Below are 18,927 nucleotides of genomic sequence, written 5' to 3'. Positions count from 1 at the left end.
CATGATTATAGTAGTAAACAATTGAAAAGGAAAAACATCATCATGAAAGCGCTGAGTGCTCATGTCATGACCACCATCATTACCATAATGATAATGACGTCGCAAAGGATAAACCGCTTTATGTCTTTGAATGGATCAAGGGAAGTGAAGGCGCGAAACTACTTTCAGTTAATGAAGAAACCCTTCAGGCATTGGCACCCATTCTTGAAGCCATGTAAGTGATAAAAGAAATGAAGACAGGAGAAATAGCAACATGATCATAATTGGAGAAAAAATCAATGGTGCGATTCCTTCCACCGCCAAAGCCATTGCAAAGAAGGATGCCGAGTTTATAAAAAATCTGGTCCGGATTCAGACGGCGGCAGGGGTCGATTTCATTGATGTTTGCGCATCGGTGGAGAACAATATCGAGCTTGAAACCATGAAATGGCCGTGATCCGGGAAATCAAAAAACAATCCCCAACCATTCACGTTACCGGTGCCATCAGCAATATTTCCTTCAATCTGCCGGCCCGAAAGTCTGTCAACATGGGATTTACGGTTATGGCTATGACTATGACCGCCGGCCTGGACAACGGAATTCTCGACCCCACCGACCGGGATCTGATGGGCATTATTTATGCCACTGAGGCTTTGATGGGCGAAGACGACTACTGCGTGGAATATATCCGGTCCTACCGACAAGGGATACATGGTTCGGTGAAAAAATAAACCTTTAGTATCCTGATTGTAGGGGCAGGTATTACCCGCCCGCAGAGAAACGACGCGACATAATTTGCAATTGCTCGTGTCGTTCACCTTAATATGTGCACACACATTTATATATAATCGACTATAAATAGGAGGAAGAAAGCATGTCAAAAATTAATGAAGTCAAAGAATTGGTGGAAGCAGGTAAGTCCAAAAAGATCGGGACGGCCGTCCAGGTGGCCCTGGATGCAGGCAGTCAGCCGGGAGATATTCTTCAAGCGATGGTGGATTCGATGAGCGTGGTGGGCGATAAGTTCTCTGCCGGCGAAATTTTTGTACCGGAAATGCTGATTGCGGCCAAAGCCATGTCCAAAGGGGTGGATGTATTAAGACCGCTGATGGCCGGCGATAACTCATCCTCACTGGGAACCTGTATCATTGGAACCGTGGCCGGGGATCTCCACGATATTGGCAAAAACCTGGTCTCGATGATGATTGAAAGTGCCGGCTTTACAATGGTGGATCTGGGGGTGGATGTTTCCGCCGAAAAATTTGTGGCAGCCATCAAGGAAAATGAAAGCGTTACTTTGGTAGCTTGCTCTGGACTGCTCACCACGACCATGCCGGCGCTAAAAGAAGCGGTAGCCACTATTAAAGCCAGCGGACTGACCGGATTTAAAGTGATTGTTGGCGGTGCCCCGGTGACCCCGGAATATGCGGCAGAAATTGGGGCTGATGGTTATGCGGCTGATGCCGGCAGTGCCGCGGTAAAGGCCAAGGAACTGGTTGGCTGATTAATAGCTTACTGTGTATAATTATAAAGAAATAAAATGTATGTGAAAGGATAAAATAGATGAATCAGAGAGAAAATTTTCAAGTAATGCTGGATGGCGGAAAGCCTGAGTTTGTTCCGAATAATTTTGAGTTGTACAAGGTCTGTTTATTGGGAGCAGATCTGGCAGATGAGCCTTTAACTGGCGGATTAGATGGATTCGGTGTTAATTGGGTTGTGACAAAAGAAGGCGAAATGCCGGAGCCTAACCGTTTTATGTTTGAAGATATAGCAAATTGGAAGGAATATGTTCATTTTCCGGATGTGGATGCACTGGGAATTGAGGAAGCGGCAAAAATTGAACTGGCTGATGTCAATCGGGATGAAGTCATTATAGATGTTTTTAGCCCGACAGGACTGTTTGAAAGACTTGCTGCTTTTATGGGATTTGAGAATACCTTGTGTTCACTGGTTGAAGATCCGGATTCCTGCAGAGAGTTTTTTGAAGCCTTTGCCGATTATAAAATTACCTGTCTTAACCGGTTTATCGATGCTTATCAACCGGATGTAATCACCTATTTTGATGATTTAGCCACTGCCAATGGGCTGTTTATGTCACCGGCTGTTTATCGTTCAGTTATTAAACCCTCACATAAGCGGATTATTGAAGCAGTGACGTCCAGAGGTGTGATTTTTAACCAGCATACCTGTGGAAAGTGTGAAAAGATCATTGAAGATTATGTCGAAATGGGTGCGAAAATGTGGAGTTCTGCACAGGTCAGTAATGATCTGGATGGGATTTTGGAAAAATACCAAGGCCGCCTGATTGTGGAAGGTGGCTGGGACTCCTCAGGACCGGCAAGCTATAATGATGCGACTATCGAAGATATCATTGCAGAGACTGTTCGATGTGCTAAACAGTATGGCCCAAAAGGCAATTTTATTTTCATGCCTACTCTGTTGAATGAAAATGGTAATGCAATTTTCGTTGGTGATCCGCGTTTAGCACCAATGATTGAAGCATGGCATACCATGGATAAACTATAAAGAATATAAAAACAATACCCCATTAAATGATGAAAATAACACAGCACTTTCAACCCGCTGTGTTGTTTTCATCGTTGTAAAAGGTAAAGTTTTATGCCTGTTATCCTGAAATGAAAAAAATTCAAGTCGATTATTTATGTGCGAAGTTTGAGTTCAGAAAATATAGTGGGGCAAAAGACGAATTACTGTCGTAATTGTGTCGCATATTCTATTAAAAGATGCTAAATATGCCATTTTACTAATGTTTCGTAATCAGGAGGTACAAAAATTGGACGCCTCCTTTAGTTTTGTATTTCTGTAATCAGTTATATTAATTTTCTCCTCAAACCGGAACGAATCGCTTACACAAAGGAAAGTAACATAACTTAAATAATTCTTAATCAAATCTCCGTGTTTTTCTTCATAATTGTCATACATACTGTATAGTACGCCATTTTATTGATCTAATTGCCGTCTATTTAATGTGGGTGGCTTTTTTTTATTTATATTGAGGTGTGAAATGCAGCCAATCAGCGGTTATCTGATGAGTCTGGATAAAAAAATTGTACGAATAGAAAAAAGGAATTATTTACCGACTTATTGTAATATACTTAACTTCCCCATCTATAAAATACAGAGGAGGTATTGAAAACAAATACGTTTCAGCTTTTGAAAGACAAAAGTTGACAGAAAAATGCACCTGACATCTGATATAATGAAAACGTAAAGCAACAAAAATCAGACAGAAAGGTGCATACCATTATGATAAACCAAAACAACCCATCTAAATAGATAAAAATTACATTTTTAAAAACTTTTAAAGTCTTGAGACTTGGAGTATTGTTGAGACAGTCTGGCATTCGCATAACACCGGGAAAATCAGTTGCCGAAGTTTTTGAGTTCCTTTTAATCCTTGTGTTTAAGGGTGAAAATCTGTATCGTTACTTGGACTCAAAATACCAGGAAACAGCGGTATCCAAAAATACATACGATATTTCAGAGACGAAGCTATGACTTGATGATCAGCCACACTACCATTCTTTTTACCAGGTACATCGTGCTGGAATGGCTTCGCCTAAGAGAAAATGATGATATACTTTGTGCAAATTATTCTTCAGGCTTTGTGATGACATCTAGGAAATGGAGTAAATGAGATTATCCCCAACAAAAAAGATTGGAAGAAAGGATTAATCCAATTATCCTCTGTGAAAGAGGATAATTGGATTATACGTGAAAACAATGAAACCGCTGGATTTTACTAGCATAAATATGCAGAAGATGCTAATATTTATCACTGCCGCTGAAAAACATAGTTTTAACAGTGCGGCTTTACAGCTTAACACATCTGTATCTACAGTTAGCAAGACAATTAGCGCCCTAGAATATGAATTTGGAATACAACTCTTTATACGAAAAACATCCGGCGTTATTTTGACACCAGCTGGAAGATATTTGTTTGAAAATTGGAAAGAAATCATTATCGAGTTTTCAGAGTCAATAGAAAGAGCGCTTGAAATCCAGACCGATATGATGTATTCCTTAAGAATTGGCCTGATGTTTACTCTTCAGTATGAAGAGATATACCTGGCGATAGAAAATTTTAAAGCCGATTACAGACAAGTTCCGCTGCATTTTTCAAAAATGGATTCAGGCTCTCTGATCAAAAAATTCAACAATGACAAGTTGGATGCAATCTTCACCAGTGAAAAGGATCTTGAAAATATCGACGGCCAAGATGTGAAGTGGAAGACAATCAAGGATGGAACCTTTTGTATATACGTCCCCAAGAGAAATCCTCTCAGTGAAAGAGAGACGGAGAAAATCTCGTTTTTCGACTTAAAAAAAGAAAAATTTATAATTGCTGATGATTTAGCATCACCAAATGATGCCAACAGACTATGTGAAATTTGCAAGCAGTTTGGATTTACCCCTAAAATAGAAACTTATGCAGATAGTGCAGCTTCAGTTCTGGTGCAAATGCAGTTTGGCGAGAGTATAATTATAGCTCCTGATTATCTGGATGTTGATATAAAATCAGGAATAAAAAAATATATCTTAGTGGAACTAGAGAATGAAAAATGTCGGAAATTAGTCATTTGGCATGAACGTCCTGATAAAAATCCGTATATCAGAGCATTTGTTGAATATATTCTTGCCAAAAAATAATTATATCTGTATCAGACTTTCTTTTTACGAAAAGCCCATTTCTTTATTTACAATTGTGCTCGGGTATAGACGCACTTATAATAATTTCATACCATGTCAATTAGCACGGTAAATAACAAAAGGATTGTGAAAAAATGAATAATGAACAAGCAAATGCTGCTGCTGATCCCCAAGCGATGCCGATGGATCCCAACTACATCATTCCACCGTTTTTAGTGTATCAATTTGAGAAAGATATTACCGATAGGGAAAATATGGAGCTCTTTTATAATCATAAGGTTCCACACTGGGTGCCTAATTATTATGCCGATTTTAATTTTAGAGGTCCACTCAAACTTGACTACGATCGTCCAGGAGGCGGAATCGGGACATCCGGGTTCGACTGGTTTGGTCAGGAATGGGTCTTCGTTCCTGAAGCAGGCGCTCCGATGGTAAAACCAGGTGCTCCGTTTATTACGGATATTACAAAATGGGAGACACAAATAAAGTTCCCTGATCTTGACTCCATTGATTGGGAAAAAGATGCCGCTGGTTATAAGCAGTTTGATAACAAAGACAGGATGAATGCGTGTATTGCCGTCCAAGGTCCATTTGAGAGGCTTCACGATATGTTAGGTTTCGAAGAAACGCTGATCGCTTTTCTCGAAGAGCCGGAGGCTGTTTCGGATTTTATCAGTGCAATGGCAGATTTTAAAATAAAATATTTTAAAATACTCAGAGATTATTATGATGTTGACGTAGTTTGTGCTCACGATGATTTAGCTTCGGCGGCGAACGGCTTTTTCTCTGTTGAAATATTTAACAAAATACTAAAACCACATTACAAACGCATGGTTGATGCGGTGCATGACCTCGGTATGTACTATCAATTCCACTCCTGCGGAAAAGCGCAAATGTATGTGCCGGAATTAGTTGATATTGGCGTGGATTGTTGGGAGTCTGCTCAGGTTATGAACGATCTTATGAAGATTAAGAAGGAATACGGAGACAAACTCCTTATTGCAGGTGGTATGGATTCGCAGGGCGTTATTGATGTTATCGGCATTTCAGAAGAAGAGATCCGCCAGCATGTCAGAGCGCAGATTGATCAACTTGCCCCTGGTGGCGGTTTTATGCCAACAGGTTTTTTTACAACGGGTGGCATGGTAACGATGGTGGATGAAATTGCTCGTTATGGAAGCACTTTTTATAAAAAATAAATTAAATGGAGAAAAAATTAAATGACGCTAGAAAGAACATGAATTGGGGGAAAGAGAATGAAAGAATGTATTTCTCTAAAAATAGACGACAAAAGTGTTCGCTGTAAAAAGGGAAGTTCGATCTTGAACGCTGCGCTAATGGCGGGGATTTACATACCGCACCTATGCCACCATCCAAATCTTCCTGATCATGAAGCGTGCAAACTCTGCGTTGTTGAAATGCTGGGGCAAGGAACAATCGTTGCTTCATGTTCTACTGAGGCGGAAAATGGTATGGAGCTGGTTACGAATAGTCCGGCAGTTCAAAAGATTCGCAATTTATCGATTGAATTGATTTTTTCAGAGCACCCGGCAGACTGTACATCCTGTCCCAAATATTTAAAATGTGAATTGCAATCGGTTGCACAGTTTATGGGACTTCGCGGCGGAAGACTGAAAACAGTTGGCAAAAACATATCGTCAGATACGCGCAATCCGTTGTTCGTTAGGGACATGAATCGATGTATTCAGTGCGGACGATGCGTTCGGGCATGTGAAGAAGTGCGCGGGGTAAAAGTGCTTGATTACTGTCATACAGAAGATGGCAGCAGCATCGGAATTCCCGACAACAAGCTTATGGGAGAGGCCGGTTGCCGCTTTTGTGGTGCATGCGTTGAGGTGTGCCCGACAGGTTCACTGAGAGACAAGGAAGGAATAATTAACGACACAGTTCCTTATGAGCAGGCGCTTGTCCCGTGCCAGCTGAAATGTCCGGCACATATCGATATTCCCAGGTATATTCGCAAGCTTGCAAAAGGCGAAATAGAAGATGCCGTCGCGGTGATACGTGAAAAAGTACCATTCCCTGAAACTTTGGGTCTCATATGCAATCATAGCTGCGAGGATGTCTGTCGAAGAGGAATGGTTAATCAGCCCGTTTCGATCTGCAGTCTTAAAAGATACGCCGCAAATTTTGATAGCGGAAGCTGGAAGAAGCACAGAATTGTAAAACAGCAAACTGGAAAACGTGTCGCTGTTATCGGTGCTGGTCCGGCCGGGTTGACGACAGCATATTATCTGTGCAAGCAGGGCCATCACGTCGTTGTTTTTGAACGGAAAAATATTGCCGGAGGGATGTTGCAGTTTGGAATTCCCAAATATCGGCTTTCAGAAGATATTGTTCAGCGTGAAATCAGGGATATTCTTGATATCGGGATCGAGATTAAATGTAATACAAACATAACAAACCCTAAGTTACTACTGGTAGAGGGCTTTGATGCAGTAATAGCGGCGACAGGAGCGCAATGCGGTTCCGTTCTGCCGATACCAGGTTACACATCGGAAGGTGCTTTAACCGCGATTGGTATTCTCGAGGCGACGGCTAGAAAAGAGGATATTAAAATTGGTAAAAGGGTGTTCATAATTGGCGGCGGAAATGTAGCCTTTGATTGTGCTAGAACACTAAAAAGACTAGGTTGTGAAAGTATCGATTTGGCTTGTCTGGAAACCAGGGAGTGTATGCAAGCTTCTGCGGAAGAGATTGAAGAAGCCTTTGAGGAAGGAATTCGTGTTCATCCATGTAAAACGTTTATTCGGATTGTAACAGACGGAAAACACGTTACCGGGGTGGAGACCGCTAATGTCGATTCTTTCACCTTTGATGAAAACAATAAATTACAGCTGAAAATTACAGCAGAGGAAAATCACATATACGATTGCGATATGGTTATCTTTGCAGTCGGGCAGCAATCTGAAACATTTGATGATGTGTGTGGTTTTACAGTAGGAAAAGCTAACACGCTGGTCACCGAACCGAATTCATGTCAGGTTTTAGGTTCGGATGCAATATTTGCAGCCGGAGATATTATAACCGGGACGAAATTCGTAATCAGTGCGATTGCCGCTGGTAGAGACGCTGCAATTGAAGTCGATCAGTTTCTGGGTGGGCAAGGCAATATTGATGAAATGCTTTTAGATCGTAATGAACAGGAACCTTTTATCGGTAGAATAGCGGGTTTCGATAAGCTCGAAAGGGCATCCGAGGAATTGCTTCCAGTATCTGAAAGAATTTCAGGTTTCAAACAGACCACAAAAGCATATCCCGATAAAACGGCAACAGCAGAAGCGGTAAGATGTCTGCAATGTGATTTGAGAAGAGACATTGAGAAGGTTAAATTCTGGAATTCATACGACGCAGTACCGTCAGAAGAATGATGAGGATATGATAATGAGACATGAATTAAATATCAACAATGCGGCAACGCGTGTTGTCACAAAGAAATGGGGGCGGATGTCGGGTAACAATATTGCTGAATATATCAATCTCGGGGGCTTTTCCGGTCTTGAAAAAGTTCTAAAGTTAAAACCAGAAGATGTTATTAAGCAGATTGAGGTTTCCAGGCTCCGCGGAAAAGGTGGAGCCGGTTATCCGGCTGGACTCAAATGGAGATGTTGTGCAGGTCAGACGGGTGAGAAATATATTGTCTCCAATTTCTCAAATTGTGATAATAACAATATGATTGTCAATGCAATGATACATAACGATGTTTATTCTGCGGTTGAAGGAATTATGATTGCAGGATATGCCATCGGTGCAGATTCGGGGATTATATTTCTTCGAAATACGCAAGCGGTTGAGTACAACATCATCAGTGAAGCACTAGAGCAGATGCGATCCAGCAAGATCCTTGGGAAAGGGATTTTGAAATCTGATTTCCAGTTTGATATTCAAGTTGTTATGGGAAAAAATAATGCAGAAAAAGGACAGGAAATCATAATCTTGCGTTCGTTGGAAGGATTGTCACCGGTAACAGTATGTAATCGGCCCCATGCAGCCGAGGCTGGATTGAATGGAAAGCCGACGCTTTACCATTCCATGGAAACTTTGGCTTCGGTTCCGGCCATACTGGAAGAAGGGTATATCGAGACAAAAATCGTACAACTGGTTGATACTGAAAACGATATTACTCTTATTACAGAAGTGGCCATTGGATCAAGTATTGGTGATGTTTTAGAAAGGGCAGGAATACCCACAGAGGGTATAAAGGCTTTTTCCTTCGGAGAGAGCATGGGAGCAATATTTCCGCCAGATCGTTTAGGTATTTTGCTCGATTTTGACGGGATCAATAATGCCGGCGGTGCATTTGGTAACGCAGTAATCAGAATTTTGCGAGAAAAAGAATGTCTGGTTGACAGCGTCATGCATTGTTATGAGGTCTCATCGGTAGAGTGCTGCGGTAGATGTGTGTTCGGCAGGATGGGCACTGCACAAATATATGAAACGCTTAAGGATATTACGAAAAAGCGTGGAAAGGTCGATGATCTTGATTGTATGAGAGAAATTGCAGAGGCGATGCTTCTAGTGTCCAGCTGTAATCAGGGCAAATGCGCTGCGCAAATGATTCTCTCAGTGCTTGATTTTTTCCAGAATGAATTTGACATGCACATACGACGGAAAACTTGTGAAGCGCAGGTCTGTAAGGGGTATCGATCCTATTACATTTCGCCAGAGGCATGCGACGGTTGCGGTAAATGTCTGGCTAAATGTCAGCGTGATGCAATTGAGGGTGAAGATGATTACATTCATGTCATAGTGCAGGATATGTGCGACAGTTGCGCTGATTGCGTATCAGTCTGTCCAAACAAAGCAATACGAATTGTAGGAGAAAGTACACCGAAGATTCCGGATAGTCCAATTCCCGTCGGATCGTGGAAACAGTCAAGACGTAGAAGGTAAAAAAAGGGACCGCGAAATAATGGGTTCATTAAAAATTTAATGAATCGGTATTCTGGTGAGAAGTTATATTTTCACGAAAAAAATAGTGCAATATACATGTAATGGCATTTTCTAAACGCAAAAAAAACATCGGAGGTATAAAATACATGAAAAATAACGAAGTAGATATCCTTATCGTAGCGGCTGGTCCAGCCGGACTTGCTGCAGCAGTCAGTGCAGCATCAGCGGGTGCCAAAGTTAAGGTTTTCGAAAAAATGAAAACAACTGGAGGGACCGCGAATATGGCAATGGGTCCGTTTGGCGTCGAAAGTAGGGTTCAAAAAAATCAAATCGAGCCATTAACAAAGAAAATGGTTTTCGAAATCTTTATGGATTACAGCCACTGGCACACAGACAGCCGGCTAGTAAAAGCGTATGTTGATAAATCCGGCGACACGATTAATTGGTTGGAAGACCTGGGTGTCGAGTGGTATGGTGCGGTTCGACATTTTCCAGATTCGCAGGCAACATGGCATTTGCCCAAGCTCAGTAATGGCACTTTCGGGCACGGAAGCGGAGCGGTTATTATGAAAGCCTTAAAAGACAAGGCGGATGAATTGGGTGTTGAGTTTTTTTTAGAAACGCCGGTTAAGAAACTTATAACCGAAAACGGTGCCGTTGTAGGGCTCCAGGCGGTGACTGCTGATGGCGAAGAGATTGAAGAAAGAGGCAAGGCGGTCATAATCGCCACTGGTGGGTTTGGCAGTAATCCGCAGATGGTATTTGAAGAAACGGGATATAAACTCTTTGAGACTCTTTACTCTTTTATGATTCCCGGCATCGACGGAGATGGTATTAGAATGGCTCGAGAAATCGGTGCTGCGAAGGACAATGTCAACATGGAGATGTGTATTGCATTTACGAAAGTAATGGAATATGAAACGATTGACGCTGTTTGTCGTCAGCCAAATCTACTCGTCAATCTCGACGGCAATCGATTCTTTAATGAATACCAACTCTGTAACACGACATATGCTGGAAATGCGATTACCCGTCAGAGAGGGTCCGCTGCATATGTAATTTTTGATGAATCGTCAAAACGATATTATGAAAAATATGGTTATGACTTTAGAGCTTTGGATGTTACCCCCTCTAACATGGACAACTTTGATGCTGAAGTCGAACGTTATACCGAAGAAATAAATGGTAACGATTTTATTGTAGTGGATTCCATCGAGGAGTTGGCCGAAAAAACGGGTATCGATTTTGAAAATCTTTGTTATACGATTGATGAGTATAATAAATATTGTGACAGTTATGACAAGCTTTACCATAAGGATCCGAAGTACATGCGCCCGATTCGGAAGGGGAAAATATATGCCGGAAAAATAATTCCGATTGCTTTCGGTTCGCTTGGGGGCATTAAGATCAACGAGTATTGTGAGGCGATCAATGCTAATGAGAACATTATTCCGGGACTTTACGCGGCAGGTTCTGATGCGAATTCACTGAACCGGGATAGTTATACGTTTGTTCTACCGGGAAACTCCATGGGCTTCGCCATTAACTCGGGTCGAATTGCGGGCGAAAGTGCGGCTGACTATGTCGAATATTTGAAGGAACAATAGAAGGAACAATAGAATGTAGCTCTTTGACAAAAAAAAGACAGAAAACTAATGTTTTAGTGAAATATAAGGCAAACGGGATCGAAGTTACATTTCACGTTATCGCTGATGCTATGATGGGTGAAGACGAATATTGTATGGAATATATTGGTGCCTTTAGAGAAGGCATTTTTAGAAATTGTGGGCTTTCAAAAAAAAACATAGCACACAAAATCGAATCAAAAAAGGAGAGAATTATGTCGAAAATCGCAGGAGTAAAAATTTTGGTGGAAACAGGGAAATCGAAAAAAGTAGGCGCCGCTGTACAGGAAGCACTGGATGCAGGTGTTGCCGCACAGGAAATTCTTAACGGTATGATTGACTCAATGGGCGTCGTTGGTGAAAAATTCTCAGCTGGAGAAATCTTTGTACCGGAAATGCTGATTGCTGCCAAAAGTATGGCAAAAGGGGTAGCGGTTTTAAAACCGCTGATGGCTGGCGATAACTCGACCTCGCTGGGAACATGTATCATTGGAACGGTAGCAGGAGATCTTCATGATATCGGAAAGAATCTGGTTTCAATGATGATTGAAAGTGCCGGGTTTACGATGGTGGATCTGGGCGTGGATGTTCCCGATGAACGGTTTGTGGAAGCCATTAAAGAAAATGACAATGTCACTCTTGTTGCCTGTTCAGGACTATTGACCACAACGATGCCGTCTTTAAAAAGTGCCGTTGAAACTATTAAAGCCAGTGGTTTGACCGGCTTTAAGGTAATTGTTGGCGGTGCTCCGGTAACATCGGAATTTGCTGCTGAAATAGGTGCCGATGGCTATGCGGAAGATGCCGGTAGCGCGGCAGTTAAAGCGAAAGAATTGGTTAGATAAGAATTCAATACATCTTAGAAAGGAAAAAATGATGAAAGCAGGAGTTAAAGCCGGATTACTTGGCGGAATTATGGGGTTTCTAGGTAGCTTTTTAATGAATTGGCTTCTTATGCCCATTCCGGAAACAGTTTTAGCAAACAGTATTGGTAATGGCGTCACCGGACTGGTGAGTGGTTTCTTGGGCGGTTTTATAGGTCTATACGTATATTTGAAAAAAGTTTCTGCTTGAAAACGAAAACAAAGTGAGGTCAAAAAAGCTTACATAAATTGAACATGTAAAGCTAAGGAAATTGAATAAAAAACGTGTGCCCATTGATAATTCCGTTGTAAAGCGATACTGTCAATGGGGTATATCGATGAAAGGTTACAAAATGAAAATAAAGAAAGAATAGACAGGCCTCCCCCAAAAATTCGGTAAGTTGTAAAATAAAATGACCATCTATTAAAAAAGAAAGACTCAAGAGAAAAACTCGAATACACTGTTAAGTGACGAAACAAAACAGGTAAAGGAGAAATTCAAATGTGTCAGTTAAATTGTAGTACATCAAGCCGAAAAGGAAACACCTAACATACGAGGAATGTTTAAAAGGCGAATTGCAGTATAAAATGTGAGACTGTAAATCATTTTGTGCTTTCATGTTTAAATATTATGACGATAGTTTTTAAGGTCAATTGTCACCTTAAACCGGTACGGTCCGCCTCCACCAAAAATGAATTAAATACAAATAAAAAGCAGCTAAATAGGAATATTTTGCTGCTTTTTATTTGTATTTAATTATAAAAGTGAAATAATGGTAATAAAATAGAACTAAGCTGCTTGTATTCACGAAGAGGGTTCGGAATGGCTCTTTTGTTTACTTTTTATTTGAAATATCTCTTTTATTTTGTTTTTATTATTGACCTGTAAATGGTAAAATAAGCCATAATGATTTATTCTTAAATTTGCATATGCTTTTGTCCGAAAAAGTATTGACCTTCATTACTGTCCACAATTGTTTTATCTGCATCTGGTGAATCCGATTTTTTTTCAATCACCAGTTCCGGATGAGACTGTTTGAAGTCATCCAGAAAAGCAATGTGGCGGATGATCCCCGAGCAATTGGTGACAAGGGAAAGCTTATGGGAATAACAGAAGTGACTATTGATGTACATCTGTTTGGCATCTGAAGAAGCTTCGACGGTCGAAGACATGAGACCATAAGCCGTTTTATAGACATCAATATCCGCAATTCTTTACATAAGTGAATAAGGATGATCAGCAGAGCATCTGTAGGAGTGGAAAGAATTTTCTGAAGAATCAGCGCAGAAGCAAAGCCATACAAAGGATATTTCCGATTACGGCCAAACCTCCGATTAAAATCAGGATAAAAGTCTGCTGGAATAAAGGCATCAACTGCTGAAACGATTGTCGTAAATATTAGGTTAATGTTTTAAAAAAAATGCTTGACCATTGCAAGGTTTGGAGGTGTATTTTTGAATGTAAAGCAGTTCTGCAATAAAGCTATATCAATTTTCAAAGCAGAAATAGTTTTTACTATTTCTTTATTTATAGCATTAATTACTTCTATGATTTCTCCACCAAAATTAGATTATATAAATTTCAAGGTATTAATCCTATTATTTAATCTTATGATAGTAATAAGTGCATTTACAAGGTTGAAATTATTAGATAAAATTGCGGTTGAAATATTAACTAAACATAAAAGTCTTAGGATGGTTTCATTAATATTAACTTTCGTATGTTTTATTTCGTCAATGTTAATCACAAATGATGTAGCTTTAATCACTTTTGTCCCCCTTACCATGGTTATTGCGAGAAAGGCTAAGTTTAATCCAATAAAAACAGTAATTTTTGAAACCTTAGCTGTGAATATTGGTAGTAGTCTCACCCCAATGGGAAATCCACAGAATCTATATTTATTTTCTTTTTTTAACATAGGTATATTGGCTTTTTTTAAGCTTACAATTTTCTTTGTAGTAATAGGTGCATTATGGTTATTTATGCTTAATCGCAGAATTCCAAATATAAATTTAGAATTCAATTTAGATAAAATAGAAATTAAAGATAAAAAAAGCGTGATTATTTACTGTAGTTTGTTTATATTTATACTATTTTCTGTTTTCAATGTAGTTGACTATAGAATCGCTTTTATAATAAGCGTACTTGTCAGTTCTATAATAGAAAAAGAACTATTCAAGGAAGTAGATTATTTTTTATTGCTTACATTTGTTTGCTTTTTTATCGCCATAGGTAATTTATCAAATATGACAATTATCGATAATTTTATGAAGAGAATTTTAATTAATAATACAAATGTATATTTCTCCTCGATATTTTTTAGTCAGTTAATTAGTAACCTGCCCTGTGCGATTCTTTTATCCAAATTTACAAACTCTTGGAAAGAATTATTGATTGGTGTAAATATTGGCGGTATGGGAACAATCATTGCTTCACTTGCCAGTTTAATATCTTATAAATTTTACGCTAAAGAATATGATGGAAAAAAATACATAATTAAATTTACCATATACAATTTTATTAGTCTTATAGTATTTACAGCGCTATTTTATATATTTTTAATAGTTTAGAAAATAAAATCCAGCTTGTTACCATTTCCATTCATTTTTTTAAAGATACACTAGCAAGTTGATTATACCAATTCACATAGTCGCTAGCCACAGTAAACAATATTGTTGAATGGGGAATAAAATGGGCTGAAAAATTTGAACAATCAGATGTTAACAATATGATTGAAATATGCGAAAAATCATTGGCCATTATGAAAATTTACAAGGCGTATACCAAACTGATATAAAAATACGAGTGCAGTATCAGGTATCATTCAGCGTGATTTATTCCTGATAAATAGAAAAAGTGAATATACCTGGGAGGAAATTCAATGAATTTAGATAATGATCAGTACCGTATAATTGTAGAATCTTCGCCAAATATGATTTGGCGATCCGGAAAAGATACCTTATGTAATTATTTTAATACAACCTGGCTGAACTTTACCGGTAGACCTCTGGAACAGGAAATGGGAGTTAGATGGACGGAAGGTGTCCATCCTGAAGATTATGAGACCTGCATCAAAATATATCTAGATGCCTTCGAAAAGGAGGAATCTTTTGAAATGGAATACCGTTTGAAACGTAAAGATGGTGTCTGGAGATGGATTAATGACAGAGGAGTTCCTTACTATATTAACAACCACGAGTTTTCTGGATATATTGGAAGCTGTATAGATGTGACTGATAAAGTAGAAGGACAAAACATGAGAGAACTTGCACAAAAAGACGGTCTGACTCGTATCAATAATCGACAATACTTTGAGCAACTGGCAAATGTTGAATTTTTAAAAGCAAAACGGTTTCGGACCAATTTTTCAATTGCTATGATTGATGTTGACTCATTTAAAGCTATTAATGACACTTACGGACATCATGCAGGCGATCTTGTTTTAAAGGAAATAGCAAAAACGATCAATGAAAGTATCCGTGAATTCGATATTTTCGGTCGTTTTGGTGGCGATGAGTTTATACTGCTTATGTCAAACACAAATTACGCCGAAGCCGACCTTTTGATTAAACGAATGAAGACCATTGTTGATCACATTAAAATAAGCTACAACGACAGTGTTATTCATGCTAGTGCCAGTTTTGGATTATACCAGATGTATGATGAAGACACTCTTGAAAAAGTTATTATTGAAGCTGATAAAAAACTTTATGAAATTAAAAAAAGCCGCTGAAAAAGATAAGTGGATAACCAGTGTCTGACTTATATAACTTAATCTGTAACGGTTAATTAACTGGCATTCCGTGGACGAGGTTTACATTGAACCCAAACCAATCCTCAATATAAAGTACTAGTTAACACTACAACGAACACTAGTACTTTTCTGCGAAAGTTGCAGTGGTACAACTGCATTGTACCGCTGCAAGAAGTATTGAACAAAATAATTGTTGCCAGAGAAAATTGAAAAAAATGCAGTGAATATCTGATTAAATCCGATTATTATTGAGCTATGAGAGATAGATGATGCTTTGGGGTTTATGTTATATCATTTAGGGAGTCATTCAGAGTTGATTTGAGATTAAACATGACGATAATTCATAAGATTAATTGTCACTTTGAACCGGTACAGTCTCGCCTCCACTTTTTGTTTCCATTGGTTTTGCTTTAATTTCAGCAAACTCGGTGCAACCAGTAATGGCAAGCGTGCTGACTTGAACCAGTAAGTCTTCACGGATTGTTTTCAGCCAATAATAATTACTGGCTTCAGAAACCTGATTCTTCACCTACCATGTTTTTAAAGCGTTTTAAATCCATGCGATTATTGGACGCTTACCCATGAATTAACAACTCTTTTGTAAAAAAACGATACTTTATGTAAACACATAAGTTATGTAGTTGAACAAAACAAACATTTTAATTACTTCTAAAAGAACATTGTATATAACATTACACAAACTGATAGAGTTATAAATATAAATGTAATCCATGCTATTACGCTACTAATTTTTTGGGTTTTACGATTACCAACTATTTTTTCGTTACTAGACATCTTAATTAGAAGGAATATTAATGGAATAGATGCAATACCATTAACTACTGCTGCATATACTAATGCTTGAATAATATTAATATGAAATAAATTCATAACTAATCCAACTGCTGTTGCAAGAGCAATAATAATATAGAATGCTTTGGCTTTTAAGAATGGTTTAGATAAACCTTCTTCAAAATTAAATGTTTCTGATACGGCATAACCTATAGATCCAGCTAAGACAGTAATTGCTTGCCATCCAATACCAATAACACCGACTGAAAATAATATATATGCAAAGTCACCAGCCAAAGGTTTTAATGATAATGCTGCTTGTTGAACTGTTTCGATATTAGTAATACCAGATACATGAAGAGTTGCTGTTGTTGTTAATATAATGAAGAATGAAATCATATTAGAAAATATCATTCCTGTTTTTGTATCAAAACGCATTTTTATAATATCAGTTTTTCTAACTTTTGGTTTTTCACCAAAATCTTCAATTTTATTTTCTTCTATTTCTGCTTCTACTTCATTTGACGCTTGCCAGAAGAATAAATATGGTGATATAGTTGTTCCAATAAATCCAATTAGTGTCATAATATAAACTGAATTAAATTCAATATGTGGAATTAAAGTACTAACAACAATTGTATTCCAATCTTGATTTACCATAAATGCTGTAATAATATATACGCATAAACTTAATCCTAACCATTTTAAATATTTAGAATAAGTTTTAAAAGGTACAGTTATTTCAAGTAAAATAATCCCAATAGCTACTACTATTAACCACATATAAAAGTTTTGACCAAATAGCATTTGAAGACAAGCAGCAATAATACCTAAATCTGCTCCGATGTTTATTATATTAGCAATTACTAAAAGCATTACCATAAAATATAATAACTTCTTAGAATAATGTTCTTTAATAACACCTGCTAAACCTTTACCAGTTACTATTCCTATTCTGCCACACATTTCTTGAATAGATATCATTGCTGGTAATAAAAATAATGACATCCAAGTCATTTGATAACCATATTGCGCTCCAGCGACTGAATATGTTGCTATTCCAGATGGATCATCGTCTGCTGCTCCAGTTACAAATCCAGGGCCAATTGATTTTAAAGTTTTTCCAATTTTTTTTATTATCTTTTTACTTTTTGTTAATTCTTTTTTAACTTCAGTTGAGATATTATTGTTTTCCATTGTCATCTCCATTTCATTTATTATACTACCTATATATTAACGGACGACCATTTTTCGTGATGTTTCATATAACCCGCTCGCAGCGACGTAGTTCTTTGTTAAGCCGTTCGATACCATTGGATGTTCTCAGTCGCTTCCGGTATGTTGCAGGGAGGCTGAATACCGCTTGCAAATTAAGGAGATGATAATGTCAGTTCTCTTTGAGTGCTATGATTACTGAAGCAATCATTTTCAGCCACCCAATGTGACATCCTGATCCTGATACCATTCTAATGCTTTGTAAACCTGTTCAATGGTATAATCCGGCCACATTTCATCTAAAATATAAAAATCTGCATAAATGGATTGAATGGGTAAAAATCCACTTAATCGGCATCTTCCGCCCCAACGAATGATCAAATCTATCCTGGAGATATCAAAAGAAGCAATTCCCTCTATAAGATTATCATTTATGTTAACATCACTATTTTTTTTTGAATAATTCAAATCCCAATTCCAGTCATAATTAACTAGAAAATTGACTTTCATGAGACCCTTCCCAAATCGCGTTCTTTTAGTATATGGCAGCAGTTCCTTTGGAAACAATGGTGACTCAGTATTTCCAACGACTAGTAAGTCGGCATCCCGATTTGCCAAACATTCAACCGCGTCGACACATGCTTTTTGAAATGCCTTTGTCTGTAAAGATGGGCGTTTTGTGTTATCCGATGTAAATCCGTAAAAAGTCATTTCTTCAATACCCAGTTTTAAACACAAATTATAGAGATCAAATCCTGGCTGTATGCCAAATTTATAGCCATCCTGCTTTTCAAATCCTTTTTTTAGGGCCCATCTTCTATTGCCGTCAGGAATAATCCCAATGTGTTTTGGTAGTCGTTTTAAATGATTCATCGTGTCCACCTCATAAATTTTTATTTATTGTAATTATAACCTAAATTTCCGATGAATAATGATTTATTAGATAATGTTTCAAAATTGTCAATGGAATAGGGGGCGAAAAGATAATGTTCACAAATAGTTGGACACAAATTCCAGAAAATAAGATAAACTATACACATGAATAGAAAACGACGAACATGGTCCCCAGAGGAAAAGGCAGCCATCGTGCTGGAAATCCTCAGAGAAGA

16 protein-coding genes and 1 pseudogene are annotated in these 18,927 nt (G+C 38.3%); 12 read left to right on the top strand and 5 right to left on the bottom strand.

The window, feature by feature from the left end:
* Nucleotides 1-253: 253 nt before the first annotated feature.
* From FZC40_RS15570 to FZC40_RS15525, 10 genes and pseudogenes are all read left to right on the top strand, one after another.
* Nucleotides 254-711: pseudogene (locus tag FZC40_RS15570) on the top strand (pterin-binding domain-containing protein).
* 143 nt (nt 712-854) lie between these two features.
* Nucleotides 855-1,484, top strand: coding sequence for a corrinoid protein (locus FZC40_RS15565; RefSeq protein ID WP_148606008.1), 630 nt, complete (start codon nt 855-857; stop codon nt 1,482-1,484).
* 59 nt (nt 1,485-1,543) lie between these two features.
* Nucleotides 1,544-2,509 (top strand): uroporphyrinogen decarboxylase family protein, encoded by a 966-nt coding sequence (locus tag FZC40_RS15560; RefSeq protein WP_148606006.1) that lies wholly within the window; start codon nt 1,544-1,546, stop codon nt 2,507-2,509.
* A gap of 1,218 nt (nt 2,510-3,727) precedes the next feature.
* Complete coding sequence (locus tag FZC40_RS15555; protein ID WP_148606004.1) at nt 3,728-4,654, top strand: LysR family transcriptional regulator; 927 nt, start codon at nt 3,728-3,730, stop codon at nt 4,652-4,654.
* Nucleotides 4,655-4,788: 134 nt separating this feature from the next.
* Nucleotides 4,789-5,853, top strand: coding sequence for a uroporphyrinogen decarboxylase family protein (locus FZC40_RS15550; RefSeq protein ID WP_148606002.1), 1,065 nt, complete (start codon nt 4,789-4,791; stop codon nt 5,851-5,853).
* A 57-nt stretch (nt 5,854-5,910) separates the two neighbouring features.
* Nucleotides 5,911-8,046, top strand: a complete 2,136-nt coding sequence (locus tag FZC40_RS15545) for an FAD-dependent oxidoreductase (protein ID WP_148606000.1) — start codon at nt 5,911-5,913, stop codon at nt 8,044-8,046.
* Between the two features lie 13 nt (nt 8,047-8,059).
* Nucleotides 8,060-9,568 (top strand): NADH-ubiquinone oxidoreductase-F iron-sulfur binding region domain-containing protein, encoded by a 1,509-nt coding sequence (locus FZC40_RS15540; RefSeq protein ID WP_186843845.1) that lies wholly within the window; start codon nt 8,060-8,062, stop codon nt 9,566-9,568.
* A gap of 146 nt (nt 9,569-9,714) precedes the next feature.
* Nucleotides 9,715-11,175: an FAD-dependent oxidoreductase gene (locus FZC40_RS15535; protein WP_148605996.1), complete on the top strand. Its 1,461-nt coding sequence runs from the start codon at nt 9,715-9,717 to the stop codon at nt 11,173-11,175.
* A gap of 233 nt (nt 11,176-11,408) precedes the next feature.
* Nucleotides 11,409-12,038 (top strand): corrinoid protein, encoded by a 630-nt coding sequence (locus FZC40_RS15530; RefSeq protein ID WP_148605994.1) that lies wholly within the window; start codon nt 11,409-11,411, stop codon nt 12,036-12,038.
* A 31-nt stretch (nt 12,039-12,069) separates the two neighbouring features.
* Complete coding sequence (locus FZC40_RS15525; RefSeq protein WP_148605991.1) at nt 12,070-12,267, top strand: hypothetical protein; 198 nt, start codon at nt 12,070-12,072, stop codon at nt 12,265-12,267.
* A 707-nt stretch (nt 12,268-12,974) separates the two neighbouring features.
* Here the strand turns inward: FZC40_RS15525 and FZC40_RS15520 are convergent.
* Nucleotides 12,975-13,229, bottom strand: coding sequence for a hypothetical protein (locus FZC40_RS15520; RefSeq protein ID WP_148605989.1), 255 nt, complete (start codon nt 13,227-13,229; stop codon nt 12,975-12,977).
* Nucleotides 13,230-13,511: 282 nt separating this feature from the next.
* Here FZC40_RS15520 and FZC40_RS15515 point away from each other — a divergent pair, with 282 nt between their 5' ends.
* Together FZC40_RS15515 and FZC40_RS15510 are read left to right on the top strand one after the other, a co-directional pair.
* A complete protein-coding gene (locus tag FZC40_RS15515) occupies nt 13,512-14,627 on the top strand; it encodes an SLC13 family permease (RefSeq protein ID WP_148605987.1) in 1,116 nt (371 codons plus the stop codon).
* A gap of 311 nt (nt 14,628-14,938) precedes the next feature.
* Nucleotides 14,939-15,790, top strand: coding sequence for a sensor domain-containing diguanylate cyclase (locus FZC40_RS15510; protein WP_148605985.1), 852 nt, complete (start codon nt 14,939-14,941; stop codon nt 15,788-15,790).
* A gap of 370 nt (nt 15,791-16,160) precedes the next feature.
* On the opposite strand, the gene FZC40_RS15505 is transcribed toward FZC40_RS15510, so the two are convergent.
* The 4 genes from FZC40_RS15505 to FZC40_RS17320 all read right to left on the bottom strand — a co-directional run.
* Nucleotides 16,161-16,340 (bottom strand): hypothetical protein, encoded by a 180-nt coding sequence (locus FZC40_RS15505; protein ID WP_148605983.1) that lies wholly within the window; start codon nt 16,338-16,340, stop codon nt 16,161-16,163.
* Nucleotides 16,341-16,480: 140 nt separating this feature from the next.
* A complete protein-coding gene (locus FZC40_RS15500) occupies nt 16,481-17,800 on the bottom strand; it encodes an Nramp family divalent metal transporter (RefSeq protein WP_207706740.1) in 1,320 nt (439 codons plus the stop codon).
* Nucleotides 17,801-18,031: 231 nt separating this feature from the next.
* Nucleotides 18,032-18,691 carry an undecaprenyl diphosphate synthase family protein gene (locus FZC40_RS15490; RefSeq protein ID WP_148605980.1) on the bottom strand — a complete coding sequence of 220 codons (660 nt, stop codon included), beginning with the start codon at nt 18,689-18,691 and terminating at the stop codon, nt 18,032-18,034.
* A 20-nt stretch (nt 18,692-18,711) separates the two neighbouring features.
* Nucleotides 18,712-18,927, bottom strand: a 216-nt coding sequence (locus FZC40_RS17320; RefSeq protein WP_207706739.1) for a hypothetical protein, incomplete at its 5' end; no start/stop codon positions are given.

Source organism: Acetobacterium tundrae (genome assembly GCF_008086615.1).
Taxonomy (GTDB): Bacteria; Bacillota; Clostridia; order Eubacteriales; family Eubacteriaceae; genus Acetobacterium; species Acetobacterium tundrae.
The sequence above is the reverse complement of the archived record's forward strand: the minus strand, read 5'-3'. Positions and strand labels throughout refer to the sequence as shown.

Coding starts and splice junctions, on each gene's coding strand:
- FZC40_RS15555 (WP_148606004.1), top strand. CDS start 3,728: ATGAAACCGCTGGATTTTACTAGCATAAATATGCAGAAGATGCTAATA.
- FZC40_RS15550 (WP_148606002.1), top strand. CDS start 4,789: ATGAATAATGAACAAGCAAATGCTGCTGCTGATCCCCAAGCGATGCCG.
- FZC40_RS15525 (WP_148605991.1), top strand. CDS start 12,070: ATGAAAGCAGGAGTTAAAGCCGGATTACTTGGCGGAATTATGGGGTTT.
- FZC40_RS15540 (WP_186843845.1), top strand. CDS start 8,060: ATGAGACATGAATTAAATATCAACAATGCGGCAACGCGTGTTGTCACA.
- FZC40_RS15535 (WP_148605996.1), top strand. CDS start 9,715: ATGAAAAATAACGAAGTAGATATCCTTATCGTAGCGGCTGGTCCAGCC.
- FZC40_RS15520 (WP_148605989.1), bottom strand. CDS start 13,229: ATGTCTTCGACCGTCGAAGCTTCTTCAGATGCCAAACAGATGTACATC.
- FZC40_RS15560 (WP_148606006.1), top strand. CDS start 1,544: ATGAATCAGAGAGAAAATTTTCAAGTAATGCTGGATGGCGGAAAGCCT.
- FZC40_RS15500 (WP_207706740.1), bottom strand. CDS start 17,800: ATGGAAAACAATAATATCTCAACTGAAGTTAAAAAAGAATTAACAAAA.
- FZC40_RS15530 (WP_148605994.1), top strand. CDS start 11,409: ATGTCGAAAATCGCAGGAGTAAAAATTTTGGTGGAAACAGGGAAATCG.
- FZC40_RS15545 (WP_148606000.1), top strand. CDS start 5,911: ATGAAAGAATGTATTTCTCTAAAAATAGACGACAAAAGTGTTCGCTGT.
- FZC40_RS15490 (WP_148605980.1), bottom strand. CDS start 18,691: ATGAATCATTTAAAACGACTACCAAAACACATTGGGATTATTCCTGAC.
- FZC40_RS15565 (WP_148606008.1), top strand. CDS start 855: ATGTCAAAAATTAATGAAGTCAAAGAATTGGTGGAAGCAGGTAAGTCC.
- FZC40_RS15510 (WP_148605985.1), top strand. CDS start 14,939: ATGAATTTAGATAATGATCAGTACCGTATAATTGTAGAATCTTCGCCA.